Source organism: Halothece sp. PCC 7418, from assembly GCF_000317635.1.
Taxonomy (GTDB): domain Bacteria; phylum Cyanobacteriota; class Cyanobacteriia; order Cyanobacteriales; family Rubidibacteraceae; genus Halothece.
Window position 1 is genome coordinate 291,492 of record NC_019779.1, and the last position, 15,340, is coordinate 306,831.

General features: G+C 44.3%; 16 protein-coding genes. 8 read left to right on the forward strand and 8 right to left on the reverse strand.

The features are described 5' to 3' along the window. The first annotated feature begins 107 nt into the window (after positions 1 to 107). Both PCC7418_RS01285 and PCC7418_RS01290 read left to right on the forward strand, forming a co-directional pair. A complete protein-coding gene (locus PCC7418_RS01285; RefSeq protein WP_015224368.1) occupies positions 108 to 575 on the forward strand; it encodes an Hsp20/alpha crystallin family protein in 468 nt (155 codons plus the stop codon). 190 nt (positions 576 to 765) lie between these two features. Continuing rightward, positions 766 to 1,983, forward strand: a complete 1,218-nt coding sequence (locus PCC7418_RS01290; RefSeq protein WP_015224369.1) for an NAD-dependent epimerase/dehydratase family protein — start codon at positions 766 to 768, stop codon at positions 1,981 to 1,983. 142 nt (positions 1,984 to 2,125) lie between these two features. On the opposite strand, the gene rsmG is transcribed toward PCC7418_RS01290, so the two are convergent. Genes rsmG through PCC7418_RS01305 form a run of 3 tightly spaced genes read right to left on the reverse strand, consistent with a single transcriptional unit; the run spans position 2,126 to position 5,280 of the window. Next, entirely contained in the window at positions 2,126 to 2,866 is a 741-nt protein-coding gene (rsmG, locus tag PCC7418_RS01295; protein WP_015224370.1) for a 16S rRNA (guanine(527)-N(7))-methyltransferase RsmG, read from the reverse strand. A 44-nt stretch (positions 2,867 to 2,910) separates the two neighbouring features. Next, entirely contained in the window at positions 2,911 to 3,342 is a 432-nt protein-coding gene (locus tag PCC7418_RS01300; protein ID WP_015224371.1) for a DUF29 domain-containing protein, read from the reverse strand. 6 nt (positions 3,343 to 3,348) lie between these two features. Then, positions 3,349 to 5,280 carry a S9 family peptidase gene (locus PCC7418_RS01305; protein ID WP_015224372.1) on the reverse strand — a complete coding sequence of 644 codons (1,932 nt, stop codon included), beginning with the start codon at positions 5,278 to 5,280 and terminating at the stop codon, positions 3,349 to 3,351. 190 nt (positions 5,281 to 5,470) lie between these two features. Here PCC7418_RS01305 and PCC7418_RS01310 point away from each other — a divergent pair, with 190 nt between their 5' ends. From PCC7418_RS01310 to PCC7418_RS01335, 6 genes are all read left to right on the forward strand, one after another. Next, complete coding sequence (locus PCC7418_RS01310; RefSeq protein WP_015224373.1) at positions 5,471 to 6,808, forward strand: NAD(P)/FAD-dependent oxidoreductase; 1,338 nt, start codon at positions 5,471 to 5,473, stop codon at positions 6,806 to 6,808. An 84-nt stretch (positions 6,809 to 6,892) separates the two neighbouring features. Continuing rightward, on the forward strand, positions 6,893 to 7,330 hold the full coding sequence (locus PCC7418_RS01315; RefSeq protein WP_015224374.1) for an SHOCT domain-containing protein: 438 nt from the start codon (positions 6,893 to 6,895) through the stop codon (positions 7,328 to 7,330). A gap of 1 nt (position 7,331) precedes the next feature. Continuing rightward, on the forward strand, positions 7,332 to 7,853 hold the full coding sequence (locus PCC7418_RS01320; protein WP_015224375.1) for a ComEA family DNA-binding protein: 522 nt from the start codon (positions 7,332 to 7,334) through the stop codon (positions 7,851 to 7,853). 69 nt (positions 7,854 to 7,922) lie between these two features. After that, on the forward strand, positions 7,923 to 8,354 hold the full coding sequence (locus PCC7418_RS01325) for an archease (protein ID WP_015224376.1): 432 nt from the start codon (positions 7,923 to 7,925) through the stop codon (positions 8,352 to 8,354). A gap of 43 nt (positions 8,355 to 8,397) precedes the next feature. Continuing rightward, positions 8,398 to 9,849 carry an RtcB family protein gene (locus tag PCC7418_RS01330; RefSeq protein WP_015224377.1) on the forward strand — a complete coding sequence of 484 codons (1,452 nt, stop codon included), beginning with the start codon at positions 8,398 to 8,400 and terminating at the stop codon, positions 9,847 to 9,849. Positions 9,850 to 9,861: 12 nt separating this feature from the next. After that, positions 9,862 to 10,515, forward strand: a complete 654-nt coding sequence (locus PCC7418_RS01335; RefSeq protein WP_015224378.1) for a phosphoribosyltransferase — start codon at positions 9,862 to 9,864, stop codon at positions 10,513 to 10,515. Between the two features lie 13 nt (positions 10,516 to 10,528). Here the strand turns inward: PCC7418_RS01335 and PCC7418_RS01340 are convergent, their stop codons facing one another. From PCC7418_RS01340 to PCC7418_RS01360, 5 genes are all read right to left on the reverse strand, one after another. Beyond that, entirely contained in the window at positions 10,529 to 11,668 is a 1,140-nt protein-coding gene (locus PCC7418_RS01340; RefSeq protein ID WP_015224379.1) for a glycosyltransferase family 4 protein, read from the reverse strand. Between the two features lie 129 nt (positions 11,669 to 11,797). Continuing rightward, a complete protein-coding gene (locus tag PCC7418_RS01345; RefSeq protein WP_015224380.1) occupies positions 11,798 to 13,168 on the reverse strand; it encodes an MFS transporter in 1,371 nt (456 codons plus the stop codon). Between the two features lie 15 nt (positions 13,169 to 13,183). Then, positions 13,184 to 13,999 carry a DNA repair protein RecO gene (gene recO / locus PCC7418_RS01350; RefSeq protein WP_015224381.1) on the reverse strand — a complete coding sequence of 272 codons (816 nt, stop codon included), beginning with the start codon at positions 13,997 to 13,999 and terminating at the stop codon, positions 13,184 to 13,186. A 43-nt stretch (positions 14,000 to 14,042) separates the two neighbouring features. Next, positions 14,043 to 14,726: a deoxyribose-phosphate aldolase gene (gene deoC / locus PCC7418_RS01355; protein WP_015224382.1), complete on the reverse strand. Its 684-nt coding sequence runs from the start codon at positions 14,724 to 14,726 to the stop codon at positions 14,043 to 14,045. A gap of 7 nt (positions 14,727 to 14,733) precedes the next feature. Beyond that, positions 14,734 to 15,294 (reverse strand): CBS domain-containing protein, encoded by a 561-nt coding sequence (locus PCC7418_RS01360; protein WP_216086697.1) that lies wholly within the window; start codon positions 15,292 to 15,294, stop codon positions 14,734 to 14,736. Positions 15,295 to 15,340: the final 46 nt, after the last annotated feature.

Consider the following 15,340-nt stretch of genomic DNA (forward strand, 5'->3'; position numbering starts at 1 on the left):
TTCGCCTCACTGATTCCATCGCGATCTCTTTGCCATGATGAAAATTGAACTAAGAGGTAAAGCAAAGCAGTGTAAACGGTGAATCTCTTTTAGGAGGTGAATGCTGTATGGCACTTGTACGCTGGAATCCTACGGCTGATATGGATCTTTTCCGTCGTCAAATGGATCGCCTCTTTGATGAAATGACAGGTGAACGTCCATTTGATCTCCAAGAATGGAATCCTGCGATCGAGCTAAACGATGCTGGGGAAAACCTGATGCTAAAAGCACAACTACCTGGTCTTAGCGAAGATGATATTGATGTCACGGTTAACCGCGACTCAGTAACCATCAGTGGCGAGTATCGTCACGAAGATCATAGTGAACGCACCTATGGCTCTGAATTCCGCTATGGTAAGTTCAGTCGTACCATTGGCTTACCAGTGGGAATCAAGCAAGACCAAGTAGAAGCGGACTATACTAACGGTATTCTCAGCCTGCGTCTCCCGAAAGTGGATGATGCAGTGAACCGCAAAGTTAAAATTAACTTAGGTGCTCAGTCTAATCAAGCCATTGCAGGAAGCCAACAGTCCTAACGGGATCGCCTCTTAGGTAACTGAGTTGTCCCCTTTCCCCTGTGGAAGGGGGCTTCTTTTCATTCCCATCGATCGCGCAGCGCAGGAGAGAAAACCCATGGTATAATGAACTACCTAAAAGAATAGAGGATCAAGGTCACGGGTGCAGAACTCGGATCGATGTCGTGGTTTTAAAAAGTAGGCTTAAATTATGAAAGTAGTTATTCTCGGTGGCGATGGCTTTTGCGGATGGCCCACTTCCCTACATTTGTCGAAAGCAGGTCATGAGGTGATTATTCTAGATAACCTGTCTCGACGCAACATAGACAATGAGTTAGAAGCAGGTTCTCTCACTCCCGTTTCTCCGATGGGGGTTCGTCTTGCAGCATGGGAAGAAGTCAGTGGTCAGAAAATTGAATTTTACAATCTCGATATTGCACAAGAGTATGATCGCCTCCTGAAATTACTCTGTGACGAAAAACCAGATGCAATCGTGCATTTCGCAGAACAACGGGCTGCGCCTTATTCTATGAAATCCCCCCGTCATCGCCGTTATACTGTAGATAACAACATTAATGCGACTCATAATACACTCTGCGCGATCGCGGAATCGGGATTAGATGTTCATCTGGTTCACCTCGGAACCATGGGCGTTTATGGCTATGGTACAGCAGGGATGAAAATCCCAGAAGGATATCTCGATATTGAAGTCGTTACTGAGGAAGGACAACGGATTCCCCAACAGATTCTGTATCCCCCCAATCCTGGTAGTGTCTATCACATGACCAAAACTCAAGATCAGTTATTGTTCGCTTATTACAACAAAAATGATGGCGTTCGCGTCACCGACTTACACCAAGGAATTGTTTGGGGAACCGATACCGAAGAAACCAAATTAGATGAACGGTTAATTAATCGCTTTGACTATGATGGGGACTATGGAACGGTTCTCAATCGTTTCTTAATGCAAGCTGCAATTGGTTATCCCTTAACCGTCCATGGGACAGGAGGACAAACTCGCGCCTTTATTCATATCCAAAATACGGTTCGCTGTATTGAACTGGCGTTGCAATATCCCCCTGAAAAAGGCGAACGGGTCAAAATCTTAAACCAAATGACCGAAACCCACCGCGTTCGCGATTTAGCCAAGCTGATTGCCAGTTTAACGAAGAGTGAAGTTGCTTATGTGGAAAATCCCCGTAAAGAAGCAGCAGAAAACGATCTCAAGGTTGATAATAGCTGCTTCCTAGAAATGGGATTAAAACCAACGACTCTCGCTGAAGGTTTACTTCATGAAGTGACCGAAATTGCTAAAAAATATGCGGATAACGCCGATCTCTCTAAAATTCCTTGCACCTCAGTTTGGACAAAAGACCAAAAAGCGGGGATTCCCGAAATGAAAGAGGAAGTTACATCGGGTAATGGTTAGGGATAGTGTCAATTAGAAAACTGTCACCTCAAATTGTCGCTCTCGGGTTAGAGATCGTTATTGTGTAATCAGTGGTGAGTGAGGAGTAATCGAACGGGAAGGCTCTAGGGGTCGAAACAAGGCAAGACTCCCTAGAGTCTTTTCATTTCTTGCTTGGCTTTTTTCCTAACGGTTCTTTGTTCGCAACACCAACGGGACGCGGGAAACGAGCATCCGTCGGTTCAGTTTTTTGCAAGTATAAACAGTGGCGTTCGCTATGGCTGATCGGGGTCGAAAATCCCTGTACATCCTCAATGACACCCCCTAATTCTGCTAAGGCTTCACTTAATTCTGCTTCTTCTTCCACGGTCCAGCGTCCCCGATACAAAATCGCCATTCCCCCCACTTTCAGAAAGGGAAAGGCATATTCGGCACAAACTGGGGCTGCTGCAACCGCCCGAACTAGGGCAATATCATAATTTTCTTGCTGTTTTCGTTGTTCAGCAAAGGCTTCTGCGCGGGCTGCAACTGCATTTACGCCTGAGAGTCCTAACTGAGAAATTAAGGTCTTGAGATAAGCAATTTTCTTTTGGGTGGAATCGAGAAGTGTGATCTGAGATTGAGGCAGCGCGATCGCGCAAGGTAAACCAGGAAACCCCCCTCCTGTGCCAATATCAATAAAAGAAGCTGTGGTTAAATTCTCCAAGCCTAACGGAATCAGAGAACATAATGAATCCCACAAATGCTTTTCCCAGAAGGCTTCCGGTTCAGTGATGCGAGTTAAATTACATTGTTGATTTCCCGCTAAAATGCCTTGATAAAGTTGTTCAAACTGTTTTTGCTGTTGGGGAGAAGGCGACCAGTCTAAAGTGGTTTGCCAAAGATTATTTAAGTCTGGAAGCATAGTGATTTTAAATCAGTAAACATTAAGTACCTTTTCCGACACACTCATTGAGGAAACCAATCATCATCTAGGGCTTGAGAAAGAGTAATTCTAGCATCAGAGGGAAGAGAAAATAACTTGGAAACGGATTTAATCGCAGTGGGATAAGCCTTTTCATACAAAGTGGGTAGCTGGGGACGAAGACTAGGGCTATCTTCAAGCAGATCTTGAATTTGAGCGCGAAAATTGACAATTTCAGAAGCCCAGTGATGACCCACTCTTCCTTTCTCTGATTCCCAATAGGCTAATTTTAATAAGTGTTCTAGCAAACGGGTTAGTAAACTCAGAAGGGCGCGTTTTTCGCTTTTTCCCATGCTTTCCAATTCTTCAATTAAATGAGTCCACTCGATCGCGCCAAAATTCTGTTCCTGAAGATGATGAACTGTGGTTTGCACCCAATGATAATAATCCGTTTCATACAGGGATGATGATTTCATAGTGAACTAAAGATTCATAATTTCTACAGGTTCAATCTCATCCGCAGGGGTAAACCCAAACACTTGCGAATAGAAATAAAACTCGCCATCCAAAGCCCGTTTAATATTTTCAGCGCGACGGAAGCCATGTTGTTCCCCTGCAAACGGGACATACGCCACGGGTAAGCCTTTCTGTTTAATTGCTTCCACCATTTTTTCGGCTTGATTCGGGGGAACGACTTTATCTTCTAAGCCTTGGAAAAAGATCACGGGACAAGACAGTTGTTCGGTATGATAGATGGGCGATCGCGCATCATAAATTGCTTTTTCTTTTGGATAATCTCCCACTAACCGATCTAAATACCGCGATTCAAACTTGTGGGTTTCTTGGGCTAACGCTTCTAAATCGCTGACACCATAATGACTCGCCCCCGCTTGGAAAGTATCACGGAACGTCAACGCAGCCAAAGTGGTATAACCCCCAGCACTTCCCCCAGTAATGGCTAAGCGATTTCCATCCACTTTTCCCATCTCGGCTAAATATCGCGCTGCATTCGCACAGTCATCAACATCCACAATCCCCCAATTTTTCAGTAACCGTTTTCGATATTCTCGTCCATAACCAGTGCTTCCCCCATAGTTGACATCTACAAAACCAAATCCGCGACTGGTCCAATATTGAATTTTTAAGTTGAAGCGAGGGCTAGTGGCTGCGGTGGGACCGCCATGACTTTTGACGATTAACGGGGGTAACTCGCCTTCGGGTGCAGTATAATCTTTATTTTGCGGGGGATAGAACCACGCATAAGCGGTTTTGTCTCCTGTGGTGGGAAACGCGATCGGTTCGGGAACGGATAAATAACCTGTGTCAATCTCTAAACTCGTTGACCGTTTCAAGATGCGACTTTCTCCACTCGATAAGTTCAGATTCACCACTGCTGTGGGTTCCGTTGCGGATCCGCCAATCAAAACGACCTCATCTCCTTGGACATGAATCGAACCCAGATCCGTATAAGGAACATCGAGGGTTTCTAAGATTTTGGTTTGCGTATTTAATCTCGCCAGATACCACTGTCCATTTTGGGTATAAGTGCAAATTATTTCGTCTGAGGAAATAAAATCATATAAAGACAGACCAAACACCCAATGCGGCGATCCAAACTCTGCTTCCATCTCATATAATGCTTCTACCGTTCCCTGAGCATTGAGACGGTATAAATTCCACCAATTATTCCGATCCGAGACAAAATACAATTGTCCATCAGGCGACCATAGAGGATGACAAACGGCTTCATCTTTCCCGCCAGCAATAACTTTAATATCACTGACACTTCCATCTGCATTAACCGTTCCCACACAAAGTTCGGTATCATCCCAAGGCATATTCGGATGATTCCACTGTACCCACGCTAACTGTTTTCCGTCTGGACTGAGGCGAGGGGAAACATAAAAATCGTAACCTGAAACCAGAGAATGAACTTTTCCTGTGTTTAAGTCAACGCTAGCGATATAGTTTTCAGGTTCAGCATCTACGGTGTCATGGTCTTCACAAATACAAATTAAACGATCGCGCTGTTTGTCCAGTAAAGGTTCAGCATAACAACGATTCGCCTCTGCGGTGAGAGGTTCGGGATCCACTTGTGGCGATTTACGATAGAGACGTTGATCCGAAAAATGGGAGAAATAAACCGTCCCCGCAGCCACTAGAAACGCGCCTCCTCCGTATTCATGGACTCGCGTGCGAACGTTGTAAGGGTGTGGCGTGACCTCTTCTATTGTTCCTTGGGGAGTCCGTCTCACTAAAACATATCGTCCGCCTTCAGAGGGGCGTGCTTCGATCCAATAGATATCTTGATGATCGTAAACGACACCTCCTAAGCCAATACTTTCTGAAACAATTAAATCGGAACTAATGGGAGATTTCCAACTGCCATATCCGCTAACGGTTAAACTTGCCATTTGATATCACGTCTGTTTATCGGCTCTTACTCTATTCTGACATTATTTTTGTTATTTGTTGATTGTTTTTTGTTCTTCGTTAATAATGGAATTGGTTTGTTCATCATCTTCACTGACTGATTTTTTAGATAAAATGTGATCAGTTTGTTATATTAGAAAACATCAATGGCAAGTTCAATCAGGAAATAAAATGACGGTAAATTCCGTTTACGATGTATTAATTATTGGCGCGGGTCCTGTGGGTTTAGCAACCGCAGTGGGACTGTATCAACGGGGGATTCAGAATCTATTAATCATTGATCAAACTCGTGCTTTTCGTCAAGCTGGACAAACCGTTGATTTATTACCGAATGGCTTAAAAGCGCTAAGAAGTTTAAGTAATGAGGCGTATGAAAAGTGTAAATTTGTTGCTTACGCTGCTACTTCTAATTCCACTTGGAAACGTCGGAACTTACAAGGAGAAGTGAGTTCTTCTGTTTCTATCAATTTTGATGATTGGTTTCAAGCGTATGGGGAAGGAAGAATTTCTCTCCCGTGGTATGAGATTCAAACCCAATTACGCCAACTCTTACCCTCAGAAAAAATAAAAGTTAATACGCGCTGTGTCAATGTCAAAGAAGAAAATAATTTAGTCGCAATTGATTGTATTGTTAACCAGCCGAGTGAAAAGAATCCCTTTGCACATTGGAATGATTCCACTCAAACGATTCAAACCAGAGATGAATATGAATCAGTTGAGGGAACGATAAAAGCAAAACTGGTGCTTGCTGCGGATGGAATTAATTCTACGGTTCGGAAACTTTTATATGAAAATACAGCGTTAGAAAAATGGGCAAAACCGCAATATTCAGGGTATGGCGCGATTGGTTGTTTGAGTGTTGAAAATATTCCTGATGAAACAGTAGAAGGATTAGAAACTAATTATTTACAGCGCGATCGCGTTGTTACGGTTACCCCAGAAGAAAACAACAGTAATTCCAGAATTATTTTACTTCGTAAAGATACAAATACATTTGGATATCTCCTGCATTTTCCCGTCCAACTTGATGTGATGCTTAATTCTTCTCGGAATGAATTAATTAATCTAGCAGTAGAAACCTTAAAAGCTGCAGGTTATCCGCCAGCGTTTTCTCAACTGGTTCAACTCTCAAATCCTGAACAATTAATCACCCGCCCTTACTATATTCATCCTGCGAATATTCCCGTTAAAACTGATAAAATTTGGAGCCAAGGACGAGTGGCTTTAGTGGGAGATTCTGCTCATGGAATGCCTCCATTTAATGCCCAAGGAACGAACCAAGGATTTGAAGATGCTTTAGTGATTGTCAAACAACTGATCCGTTTATTTAAAAATAAAAACTTAGATGATCAAGCAGCAATTGATCGCGCCTTTCAAGAGTATGAAAAAGAGCGTCGTCCCTTTATGGAAAAAATGCAAACTGCAACGATGAATAGTCACCGTTGGACACAAGCTGACTGGACAGAATATGGACAACAAGTTTATTCTCGTCACTTGAGTTTAGAGTGAGAGTATGAACGAAGAACAAACAACAATGTAAAGACGTTCCATGGAACGTCTCTAAATAACAAATAACAAATAACAAATGAGTCAATGTTCTTAGCGCAAGAAAAAAGTCAGAAGTTAGCCGTCATTTTAGCCATGGTGAGTGCAGTTACCCCACTCTCAGGGCTGCATAAATTTTATTTAGGACAACTGTGGTGGGGGTTAGCTTATTTATTTCTATCCATTACCTTAACGCCACCAATAACGGAAATGGGGATTTTGTCTTATTTTGGAATTGCACAAGTTGCAAGTCTCCTAGAAGGAATTTGGTATTTTATGCAGCCAGAAGAAAGTTTTCAGCAACGGTTTAATTCTCATCCTATATCTCACCTAGCAAACCCAAGTCAAGCTAAATTTAACCCGAAATTAGTAGGAGAAACCGCCGAAGCCATTCAACGGTTGGATCAATTACGGGAAAACGGGTTACTCTCAGAGTATGAATTTGAACAACAGCGTCGTCAGTTGCTCGATCGAATTAAGAAATAAGATGGTGTCTTTGAATCCTCGGTTATTGTGGTTGCGAAATAAAATTAAAAATGATCCCTACTATCGCTTTCAATCTTTAGAAGAAATCGCGATCGCGCAACAATTAAAGATTAAAATTGAAGTGAATTCCGCCACCGTTGATGATTGGTTGCGTCTGCCTGGGTTTTCTATTCGTCAAGCCCAAACCCTGACCCAATTAACCGCCAGTGGCATTCAATTCTACTCTGTGGAAGATATTGCAGCAGCGTTAAACCTCCCCGTACAACGCCTAAAACCTCTTGCGCCCATTCTCAGTTTTACCTTCAATGATCCAGAAAGTGCCTTAGCCCCAGCTTTAGTTAATATTAATACAGCAACGCCAGAAGAATTGGTTACACTTCCTTTCTTCGATCAAACCCTAGCGGAGACTGTTGTTGAGAATCGTCTCTGTTACGGCAATTATCGCCATTTAGCAGACCTTCATCAACGCCTTGGTTTAGATGCTCAATTAACCGCTCAGTTGATGTATTATCTACGCTTTTGAGAAAGGTTTCAGATTTCTTACAATGGAAGAGGGTACTCTAGCCTCTTCAACCATCTGGCATAGCCATCAATGATGTTAAGGTTTAAACCGTCTCAAGGAAAGGGTTTTGAAGAAATTGAACATACTGCGGATTGGGCATATCGCGTGAGGGGTAAGAATTTAGCAGAATTGTTCATTGAAGCAGCTTGGGGGCTTTATACGTTAGCAGGAATGGACTTAGCACTAGGCATTCGGATCACGCGAACCATTAAACTGAACGCAATTGATCCCGAAAGTCTATTAGTGGCTTGGTTAAATGAGTTGCTGTATTTCCATGACAGTGAGGGGTTAGGCTTTGAGGAAATCAGCATTAAGCATCTGGATAACACCCGTTTAGAAGCTCAACTCACGGGTGCGCCTGTTCAGCAATGGCAAAAGGAGATCAAAGCGGTCACCTATCATGATTTATCCATTCGTAACACTAAATCAGGGCTAGAAGTAACGATTGTCTTGGATGTATAACGTTTTAATACGCCCACCCAATTAAAGCACAGGAGGGCGAATCATGATTAGAAAACAAGATTTGCATCGTCTCGATCACTATCTGTGGGAAATTCCAACATCATTCCATCCCGAGATGAAGATACCAGTTTGGATTTTTGCCGATGAAGAATTAATGGAAGCAGCCCTCGGTGATTTATCCATTACCCAAGCGGTTAATGTTGCTTGTTTACCGAGTTTAGTGGGGCATATCGCGGTCATGCCTGATGTTCACCAAGGATACGGAATGCCCATTGGTGGGGTGATGGCTTCCCAACTCCCAGACGGAATTATTTCGCCAGGAGCCGTGGGTTATGATATCAACTGCGGGGTCAGGGTTTTAGCGTCTCAAATTCACTACCAGAGTGCGATTCCCTATTTACATGATTTAGCAAAAACGTTATATCACAATTGTCCCAGTGGGGTTGGTCGAGGCGGTAGTTTACCCTTATCACCCAAAGAATTTAGTGAAGTTTGTCGAGAAGGGGCGCGTTGGGATCTCGCTCAAGGCTACGCAATTCCAGAAGATTTAGAGCGAACAGAAGAATTTGGCTGCTTAGAAGGGGCAGATCCGACACAAGCCAGTAAACGGGCAAAACAACGCGGAAAAGACCAGTTAGGAACTCTCGGTGCAGGGAATCATTTTCTGGAAGTGGATGTAGTTGAGGACGTTTTTGATCCCGAAGCAGCAGCAGTCATGGGTTTAGAAAAAGGCTGTCTGGCAGTACAAATTCACTGTGGTTCTCGCGGATTTGGACATCAAATTTGTACTGATTATGTGCAAGATTTTCAAAAGGCAGTCCTCAATTATGGAATTCAATTACCAGATCGAGAATTGGTTTGTGCGCCGTTGAATTCTCCAGAAGGGGAAGGCTATTTAACTGCCATGAAAGCAGCAGCTAATTTTGCTTTTGCCAACCGTCAAGCCCTGGCTTATCATGCCCGCCGTAGTTTTGAAGCCGTCTTTGGTGCTCAAGCAGACTATCCGCCCCTGCGTCAAGTTTATGATATTGCCCATAACATGGCAAAAATTGAAACTCATGTCATTGGTGGGGAAGAAATGACGGTTTGTGTCCATCGTAAAGGGGCAACGCGAGCGTTTGGTCCGGGATTTGTCGGATTACCCCCTGAATATCGCCCCTTTGGGCAACCGGTGCTTGTTCCGGGTTCTATGGGAACGGAAAGTTGGATTCTTTTAGGCACTCCAACCAATGAAAAACTTTCTTTTGGATCAAGCTGTCATGGGGCGGGGCGCGTCATGAGTCGTCGTCAGGCAAAACGCACGATTCGCGGGGATCGCTTGCGGGAACAACTCGAAAAAGACGGTATTGCCATCTGTGCCGGTTCCATGCCTGGACTGGCGGAAGAAGCCCCACAAGCCTATAAAAATGTGAATCGAGTGGTGGAAACGGTCAGTCAAGCGGGAATTGCTCGGAAAGTGGCTCGGTTACATCCCGTTGCTGTGATTAAAGGTTAGGAGGTTAAACCAATGAACAAACAATTTCGCGATCGCGCTGAAGCGGGTCAATTACTGGCGCAACAGCTTCAATCCAGTTATGGCAATCGCTCTGATGTCCTCGTGTTAGGCTTGCCTCGCGGTGGCATCCCCGTTGCCTATGAAATTGCTCAGGTGCTCAAAGCCCCCTTAGATGTCTGTTTGGTGCGGAAATTGGGGGTGCCAGGACATGAAGAGTTAGCCATGGGAGCCATTAGTGCTAAGCAAGGGATGGTACTGAATCAAGAGATTGTGCAATCCTTAGACATTTCTCAGAAAACTATTGACCGCGTGGCAGCTTCAGAACGTGAGGAATTAGAACGGCGCGATCGCGCTTATCGGGGAGATCGTCCTGCACCTGCAATCCGTGATCACACCGTCATTCTGGTTGATGATGGCATTGCCACTGGCTCCACGGTGAAAGCAGCTTTATCAACCATTCAACAACAAAAGCCCAAACATCTCGTCATTGCTGTACCAGTTGCACCGCCTACTGTTTGCAAGGAACTGAAAGCGCAGGTGGATGAAGTAGTATGTCTTCTCACGCCAGAGTGGCTTTCGGCAATTGGTTTATGGTACGAAAACTTCTCTCAAACCAGTGATGAAGAAGTCCGTCAATTCCTAAAACAGGCAGTTCCACTATTTTAAAGACTGCCCTAAATTACCGAATCGGCATTGATTTTGCTTGGACGGCTTTTTGATAGAGGTTTTCTAGCTGTGTCAGATTGCAGTTGAGGGTATAACGATCTAAGACGCGCGATCGCGCTTTTTCTCCTAAGACTTTCGTTAACTCAGGATGATCATTCAATACAGGAAGTAAGGTTTTCAGTTGCGTTGTTACCCGATTGGTACTTAAAACAACCCCCGCCCCTTCTTCTAACACTTCTCCATCCGCACCAGCATCCGTCGCCACACAAGCGATTCCGCACGCCATTCCTTCCAGTAAGGATAAGGATAACCCCTCGACAAGAGAAGGCAGAATAAACACATCCGCAGCCCTGAGAATATCAATCCGTTGCTGTTCATCAGCGACAAACCCCAGCCAAATCACACCATGACGCTTGTTGTAAAAAGGCTTCAGAGAACTCACGAGGGGGCCATCTCCCACAATAACTAACTTGGAGTCATTATCAAAGCGACAATATTTCCAAGCCCGCAGCAACGATTCAACATTTTTTTCCGCCGAGACACGCCCTTGATAGACAAATAAGCGTTCCGCCCCAAAATGAGCCTTTAAATCGGATTGTCCTGGAGAATATCGCGTTTCATCCACGCCATTGGGAATGACCGCTAATTTTTCTTCGGGAACCCCCAAACGCATTAATAAATCCCGTTGAATGCGAGAAAAGATAATCACGCCGTCATAATGGGCGAGAAAGGGCGCGTAGAGTTGATAGGTGAGGAATTGGGTGCTGGATTTGAGATTGCGGAGTTTGCTATCAAACGGCGGGTGAAACGTGGCGACAAGGGGAATATTGAGGTCTTTGCAGATTTCAGGAAGACGGAAATCCAGAGGAGAAAGCGTCAGAGACGCATGAACTAGATCGGGTTTCAGTTCTTGCAGCGATCGCCGCAACATATTGGTTGAGCCTAAGGTGGGAATGGTATAGACTTGAGATTTATAAATAAACGGTAAAAGCACCTCCTGACAGTTGGGCCAGTTATCTGAGGGGTGTTCCTCTTGGGCAAAATGAAGAAAACTGACCTCATACCCGCGTTCTAGCAAGGCATGAGTGATGTTACGACTGTAGGTGACATTCCCACAAAAAGGTGATTTTTTTCCCAACCAGGCGATGTGCATGCAACTAAAAACTCAACAATGAATAATGGGGATTGGACACTAATCCCGCATCTTAGATGAAGATTATAATGACCAACCGCCAAACGGAGAACGGCGTTTTTTGAAAACACCGCGACGGGTAACAAAGGATTAATTTTTACCAGTCTTCTCCTGAGAAATATACCAAGTTAAGAGTCCTCCTGCGATCGCGATTCCAGCTAAACTCAATAAAACGGCTGCTAAACCAAAGATGGTTTCGGCAACACTCGCCAACGCTAAAGGTAAACTCAAAGCAATATTAACAGCATTATTCTGCAAGCCAAATACTTTTCCCCGTTTGTTCTCTGGGGTTTCTTCCTGAATGGTGGTTTGCATGGGAATCCCCACCAAGGAGGCAAAAAAGCCTAAAAGGGTGGTCATAATAAAGGCGAGGGTCATATTGCTTGTAAAAAAGGCTAAACCAGCTAATGCACCCGCCATACCAAATGAGCCCCATAAGCCCAATTGTGCGCGAGAGAGAGCCTGTCCCCAATTGCCTAAGAAAGTTGCCCCCACTGCCATGCCAACGCCCGCAGCAGCTAAAATAAAGCCAAACTGATCGGATTCTAAGTTGGGTAGGGTTTCGGCTAAACGAACCGCTAACACGGCTAAGGCAGCAAAGACACAGAAAAGAATAATTAACTGTACCATGGCATTGCGAACGCGGTGATTTTGCCGTAAATATTGTACGCCTTCCCAAATATCTTGGAAAACGTGGGGACGTTCTTCCTTAACGTGAATTTTTTCTTTGGGGTTTAGGGGAAGTAAAACCAATCCCGCGATCGCGTAACCTGCGCCAACAACAATCTCTTTACTAAAATCCCAAGTCAATCCTAGCCCGTGAGCAAAGGTTTCGGTTAAATCTAATAAGGGTTCTCCCACCGCAAAGCCAATAATCACGGAAGCCATCATGGTTGTGGTGTAAAGGGAGTTTGCAGGAAGCAGATTTTGTCGTTTAACTAATAAGGGGATTGCGGTCTGTTCTGCGGGCGCGAAAAACTGGGTCAGGGTGGAAACGAAGAAGGTAATCACTAAAAGACACCAGAAGCCCACGGGTAAATTAAACCATGGCGGTAAATCTTCAGCAAAATAGAGTAAGGGGGGAACTGACCAAACTAATAATCCTCGAACAAGATTGGTTCCGACGAGAACGCCTTTTTTCGACCAGCGATCGACATAAACCCCAGCCAGAGAGCCAAACAGGACGGCGGGAATGGTAAACGCGATCATAATGGCGGAAACCCAACCGCTAATGGTTTGGTCAGCCCGTTGAAAGTGACTGGCGATAATGCTAATCATCAACACCAGATAAACCTTATCCGCTAGTTGAGAAAAGATTTGTCCACTCCAAAGGGTTAAAAAGCGGTAATTTTTCAATACGGGAAGAAACCCCTGTGTGTTTTCATCAGCAGGGGTTTGGGAGGAATTATTATCAGTGGTTTGAGGGGTCGTGTTGGTTTGTTCTTCTTCAGATAGTTTCATTAAATTTGTTATTTGTTATTTGTTCCTTGTTATTTGTTGTTCGTTATTTGTTGGACTCAGTAAGGTATCCACTAAGTTTGCAGAACGAATCGAACGATGAAAATGATATTCTGTATAATTTCGCAACAGCGTTTCAACCGTCTTTAAATGACTGGTTTCTGCGGAGAAATCAGCCGAAAGCGTCGATTTTGATAACTGTTGTAATAACTTTAATTCTCCAACATTAAGGAGATGATTAACCGATTCTTCCTTGTTAAGAACGATCCCCCCAGCTTGATAACTAAACCCAACTCGCCAATGAGGGTTACTTTCATCTAGCTGTAAAGGGCGTTGACTCAAGGAACATTGATGTAACTGGGGTGCAATCCCCGCTAAAGATAAGAGATGAAAAATCCCTTGGTTGAGTAAAGGGAAAAGATTAGGGGGAAAAGCCTCAGTAGAAACAGCACAAGTTTCAATGCGATTTAAATGTTCTTGTAAAAGGGTAAAGAGTTCAGGTTGGGGGTGGTCGCTGAGGGCGAAACTGAGGATAATTTCGGTCAGATATTGACTGACTGCAAGTTTTCCCAAATGCTGACTCAGTTTGGGGTAAGTCTGCAGGGTTTCTGCTTGCGTTAGACGATACAGTGAGGAACGTCCCTTCACCAGTAACAGTTGGTTAATGACGAATAACTCACTGCGTCCGCGCAACCGAGATTGATATTTCCGTGCGCCACCAGCAACCGCCCGAATCAGACCCTGTTCAGGGGTTAAAATGGTGAGGAGCCGATCGCGCTCGCCAAAGGGAACGCCTTTCAGGTTGATGCCTGTAACTTGATAAGTTTTACTCATGTGCTGTTTCTAAGACACCAACTCTCACCATAGCAAGGAATCCCTAGGCATCTGCATCCTCTGGATAACTGATTTTTTCCTGTTGCTGAATCAGTTGGATTCCGCGAGATGTTCCTAACCGATGCGCCCCCGCCTCAATGAGCGCGATCGCGCTTTCCATCGTCCGAATCCCTCCAGAGGCTTTAATCCCCACTTGTCCGCGACTCATTTCTCGAATCAACTCCACATCCGCCACGGTCGCCCCCCCAAACCAGCCTGTATTGGTTTTAATAAAGTCAACGCCAGCATCTAAACACACTTCAATGGCTAGACATTTTTCTTCTTGGGTTAACAGCCCTGTTTCAATAATGGCTTTGACAATCACCCCAGTTTCTTCACAAATTTCAGCAATTTCACGGTTGACACGCTCAGGAAATCCACTTTTAAGCCAGCCCAAGTTAATCACCACATCCAACTCTGACGCGCCATTTTCCACCGCTTCTGCTGCTTCATAAATCTTGGTTGCGCTGGTGGTTGCACCAGTGGGAAATCCAATCACAGTACAGACAGCAGGGGCTTTTCCATATAAATATTCTGTTGCTTCCCGCACGGCGCTGGGATAAACGCAAACGGTGGGAAAATTATGTTGCCAGGCTTCATTACAACAGCGTTGGATTTCTTCTGTTGTCGCTGCGGGATTTAAAAGCGCGTGATCAATGGTGCGGGCAATATCAATCTCTTGATCCATTTTTGATTTAGCCTCGGATCTCCTCCATTTTTTCTGCTTTTTGATGGGCTGCTTCGGCTTGTAATTCTTCTACCACATCCCACGCTACGGCACATTCTGAAGAGTTTCTCCCGTGAATTTCGCAGGCTTGACGGGCTTTGGTGATGGCGTTTTTAATTTCTTCTTCTAATAGTTTCTCTTTCGGTTTTTCCACAAAATCACTTTTTCTGAGAATATCTGCTGTAGAAATTAAGCCTAATAATTCCCCTTGAATCACAGGGGCATGGTGAATATTCACTTGACTCAATAACCGCGCCACATATTCCACGCCCAGATCGGGGTTGACAACGACACAAGGTTTCGTCATTACCTCATACACTCTCACTTGCTGGGGATCTTTCCCGAAAGCTGCAACTTGCTTTACAATATCGGTTTCGGTAATGATTCCATAGGCATCACTATCACGACGGCGATCAACAATCAAGCAACTAATATTCTTTTCTTTCATTAATTCTACAGCAGCAGCGATTGTTGCTGATCCTTTAATCTTGACCACTTCTTGGGTCATGATCTCTTTTGCTTTCATCATCATTGGATTGAATTTCCTTCGGTATTTTCTGCTAGGTATTTAATCA

What these genes read in the sequence shown, in the direction of transcription:
- PCC7418_RS01285 (WP_015224368.1), top strand. Translation starts at nt 108, where the DNA reads ATGGCACTTGTACGCTGGAATCCTACGGCTGATATGGATCTTTTCCGT.
- PCC7418_RS01290 (WP_015224369.1), top strand. Translation starts at nt 766, where the DNA reads ATGAAAGTAGTTATTCTCGGTGGCGATGGCTTTTGCGGATGGCCCACT.
- rsmG (WP_015224370.1), bottom strand. Translation starts at nt 2,866, where the DNA reads ATGCTTCCAGACTTAAATAATCTTTGGCAAACCACTTTAGACTGGTCG.
- PCC7418_RS01300 (WP_015224371.1), bottom strand. Translation starts at nt 3,342, where the DNA reads ATGAAATCATCATCCCTGTATGAAACGGATTATTATCATTGGGTGCAA.
- PCC7418_RS01305 (WP_015224372.1), bottom strand. Translation starts at nt 5,280, where the DNA reads ATGGCAAGTTTAACCGTTAGCGGATATGGCAGTTGGAAATCTCCCATT.
- PCC7418_RS01310 (WP_015224373.1), top strand. Translation starts at nt 5,471, where the DNA reads ATGACGGTAAATTCCGTTTACGATGTATTAATTATTGGCGCGGGTCCT.
- PCC7418_RS01315 (WP_015224374.1), top strand. Translation starts at nt 6,893, where the DNA reads ATGTTCTTAGCGCAAGAAAAAAGTCAGAAGTTAGCCGTCATTTTAGCC.
- PCC7418_RS01320 (WP_015224375.1), top strand. Translation starts at nt 7,332, where the DNA reads ATGGTGTCTTTGAATCCTCGGTTATTGTGGTTGCGAAATAAAATTAAA.
- PCC7418_RS01325 (WP_015224376.1), top strand. Translation starts at nt 7,923, where the DNA reads ATGATGTTAAGGTTTAAACCGTCTCAAGGAAAGGGTTTTGAAGAAATT.
- PCC7418_RS01330 (WP_015224377.1), top strand. Translation starts at nt 8,398, where the DNA reads ATGATTAGAAAACAAGATTTGCATCGTCTCGATCACTATCTGTGGGAA.
- PCC7418_RS01335 (WP_015224378.1), top strand. Translation starts at nt 9,862, where the DNA reads ATGAACAAACAATTTCGCGATCGCGCTGAAGCGGGTCAATTACTGGCG.
- PCC7418_RS01340 (WP_015224379.1), bottom strand. Translation starts at nt 11,668, where the DNA reads ATGCACATCGCCTGGTTGGGAAAAAAATCACCTTTTTGTGGGAATGTC.
- PCC7418_RS01345 (WP_015224380.1), bottom strand. Translation starts at nt 13,168, where the DNA reads ATGAAACTATCTGAAGAAGAACAAACCAACACGACCCCTCAAACCACT.
- recO (WP_015224381.1), bottom strand. Translation starts at nt 13,999, where the DNA reads ATGAGTAAAACTTATCAAGTTACAGGCATCAACCTGAAAGGCGTTCCC.
- deoC (WP_015224382.1), bottom strand. Translation starts at nt 14,726, where the DNA reads ATGGATCAAGAGATTGATATTGCCCGCACCATTGATCACGCGCTTTTA.
- PCC7418_RS01360 (WP_216086697.1), bottom strand. Translation starts at nt 15,294, where the DNA reads ATGATGAAAGCAAAAGAGATCATGACCCAAGAAGTGGTCAAGATTAAA.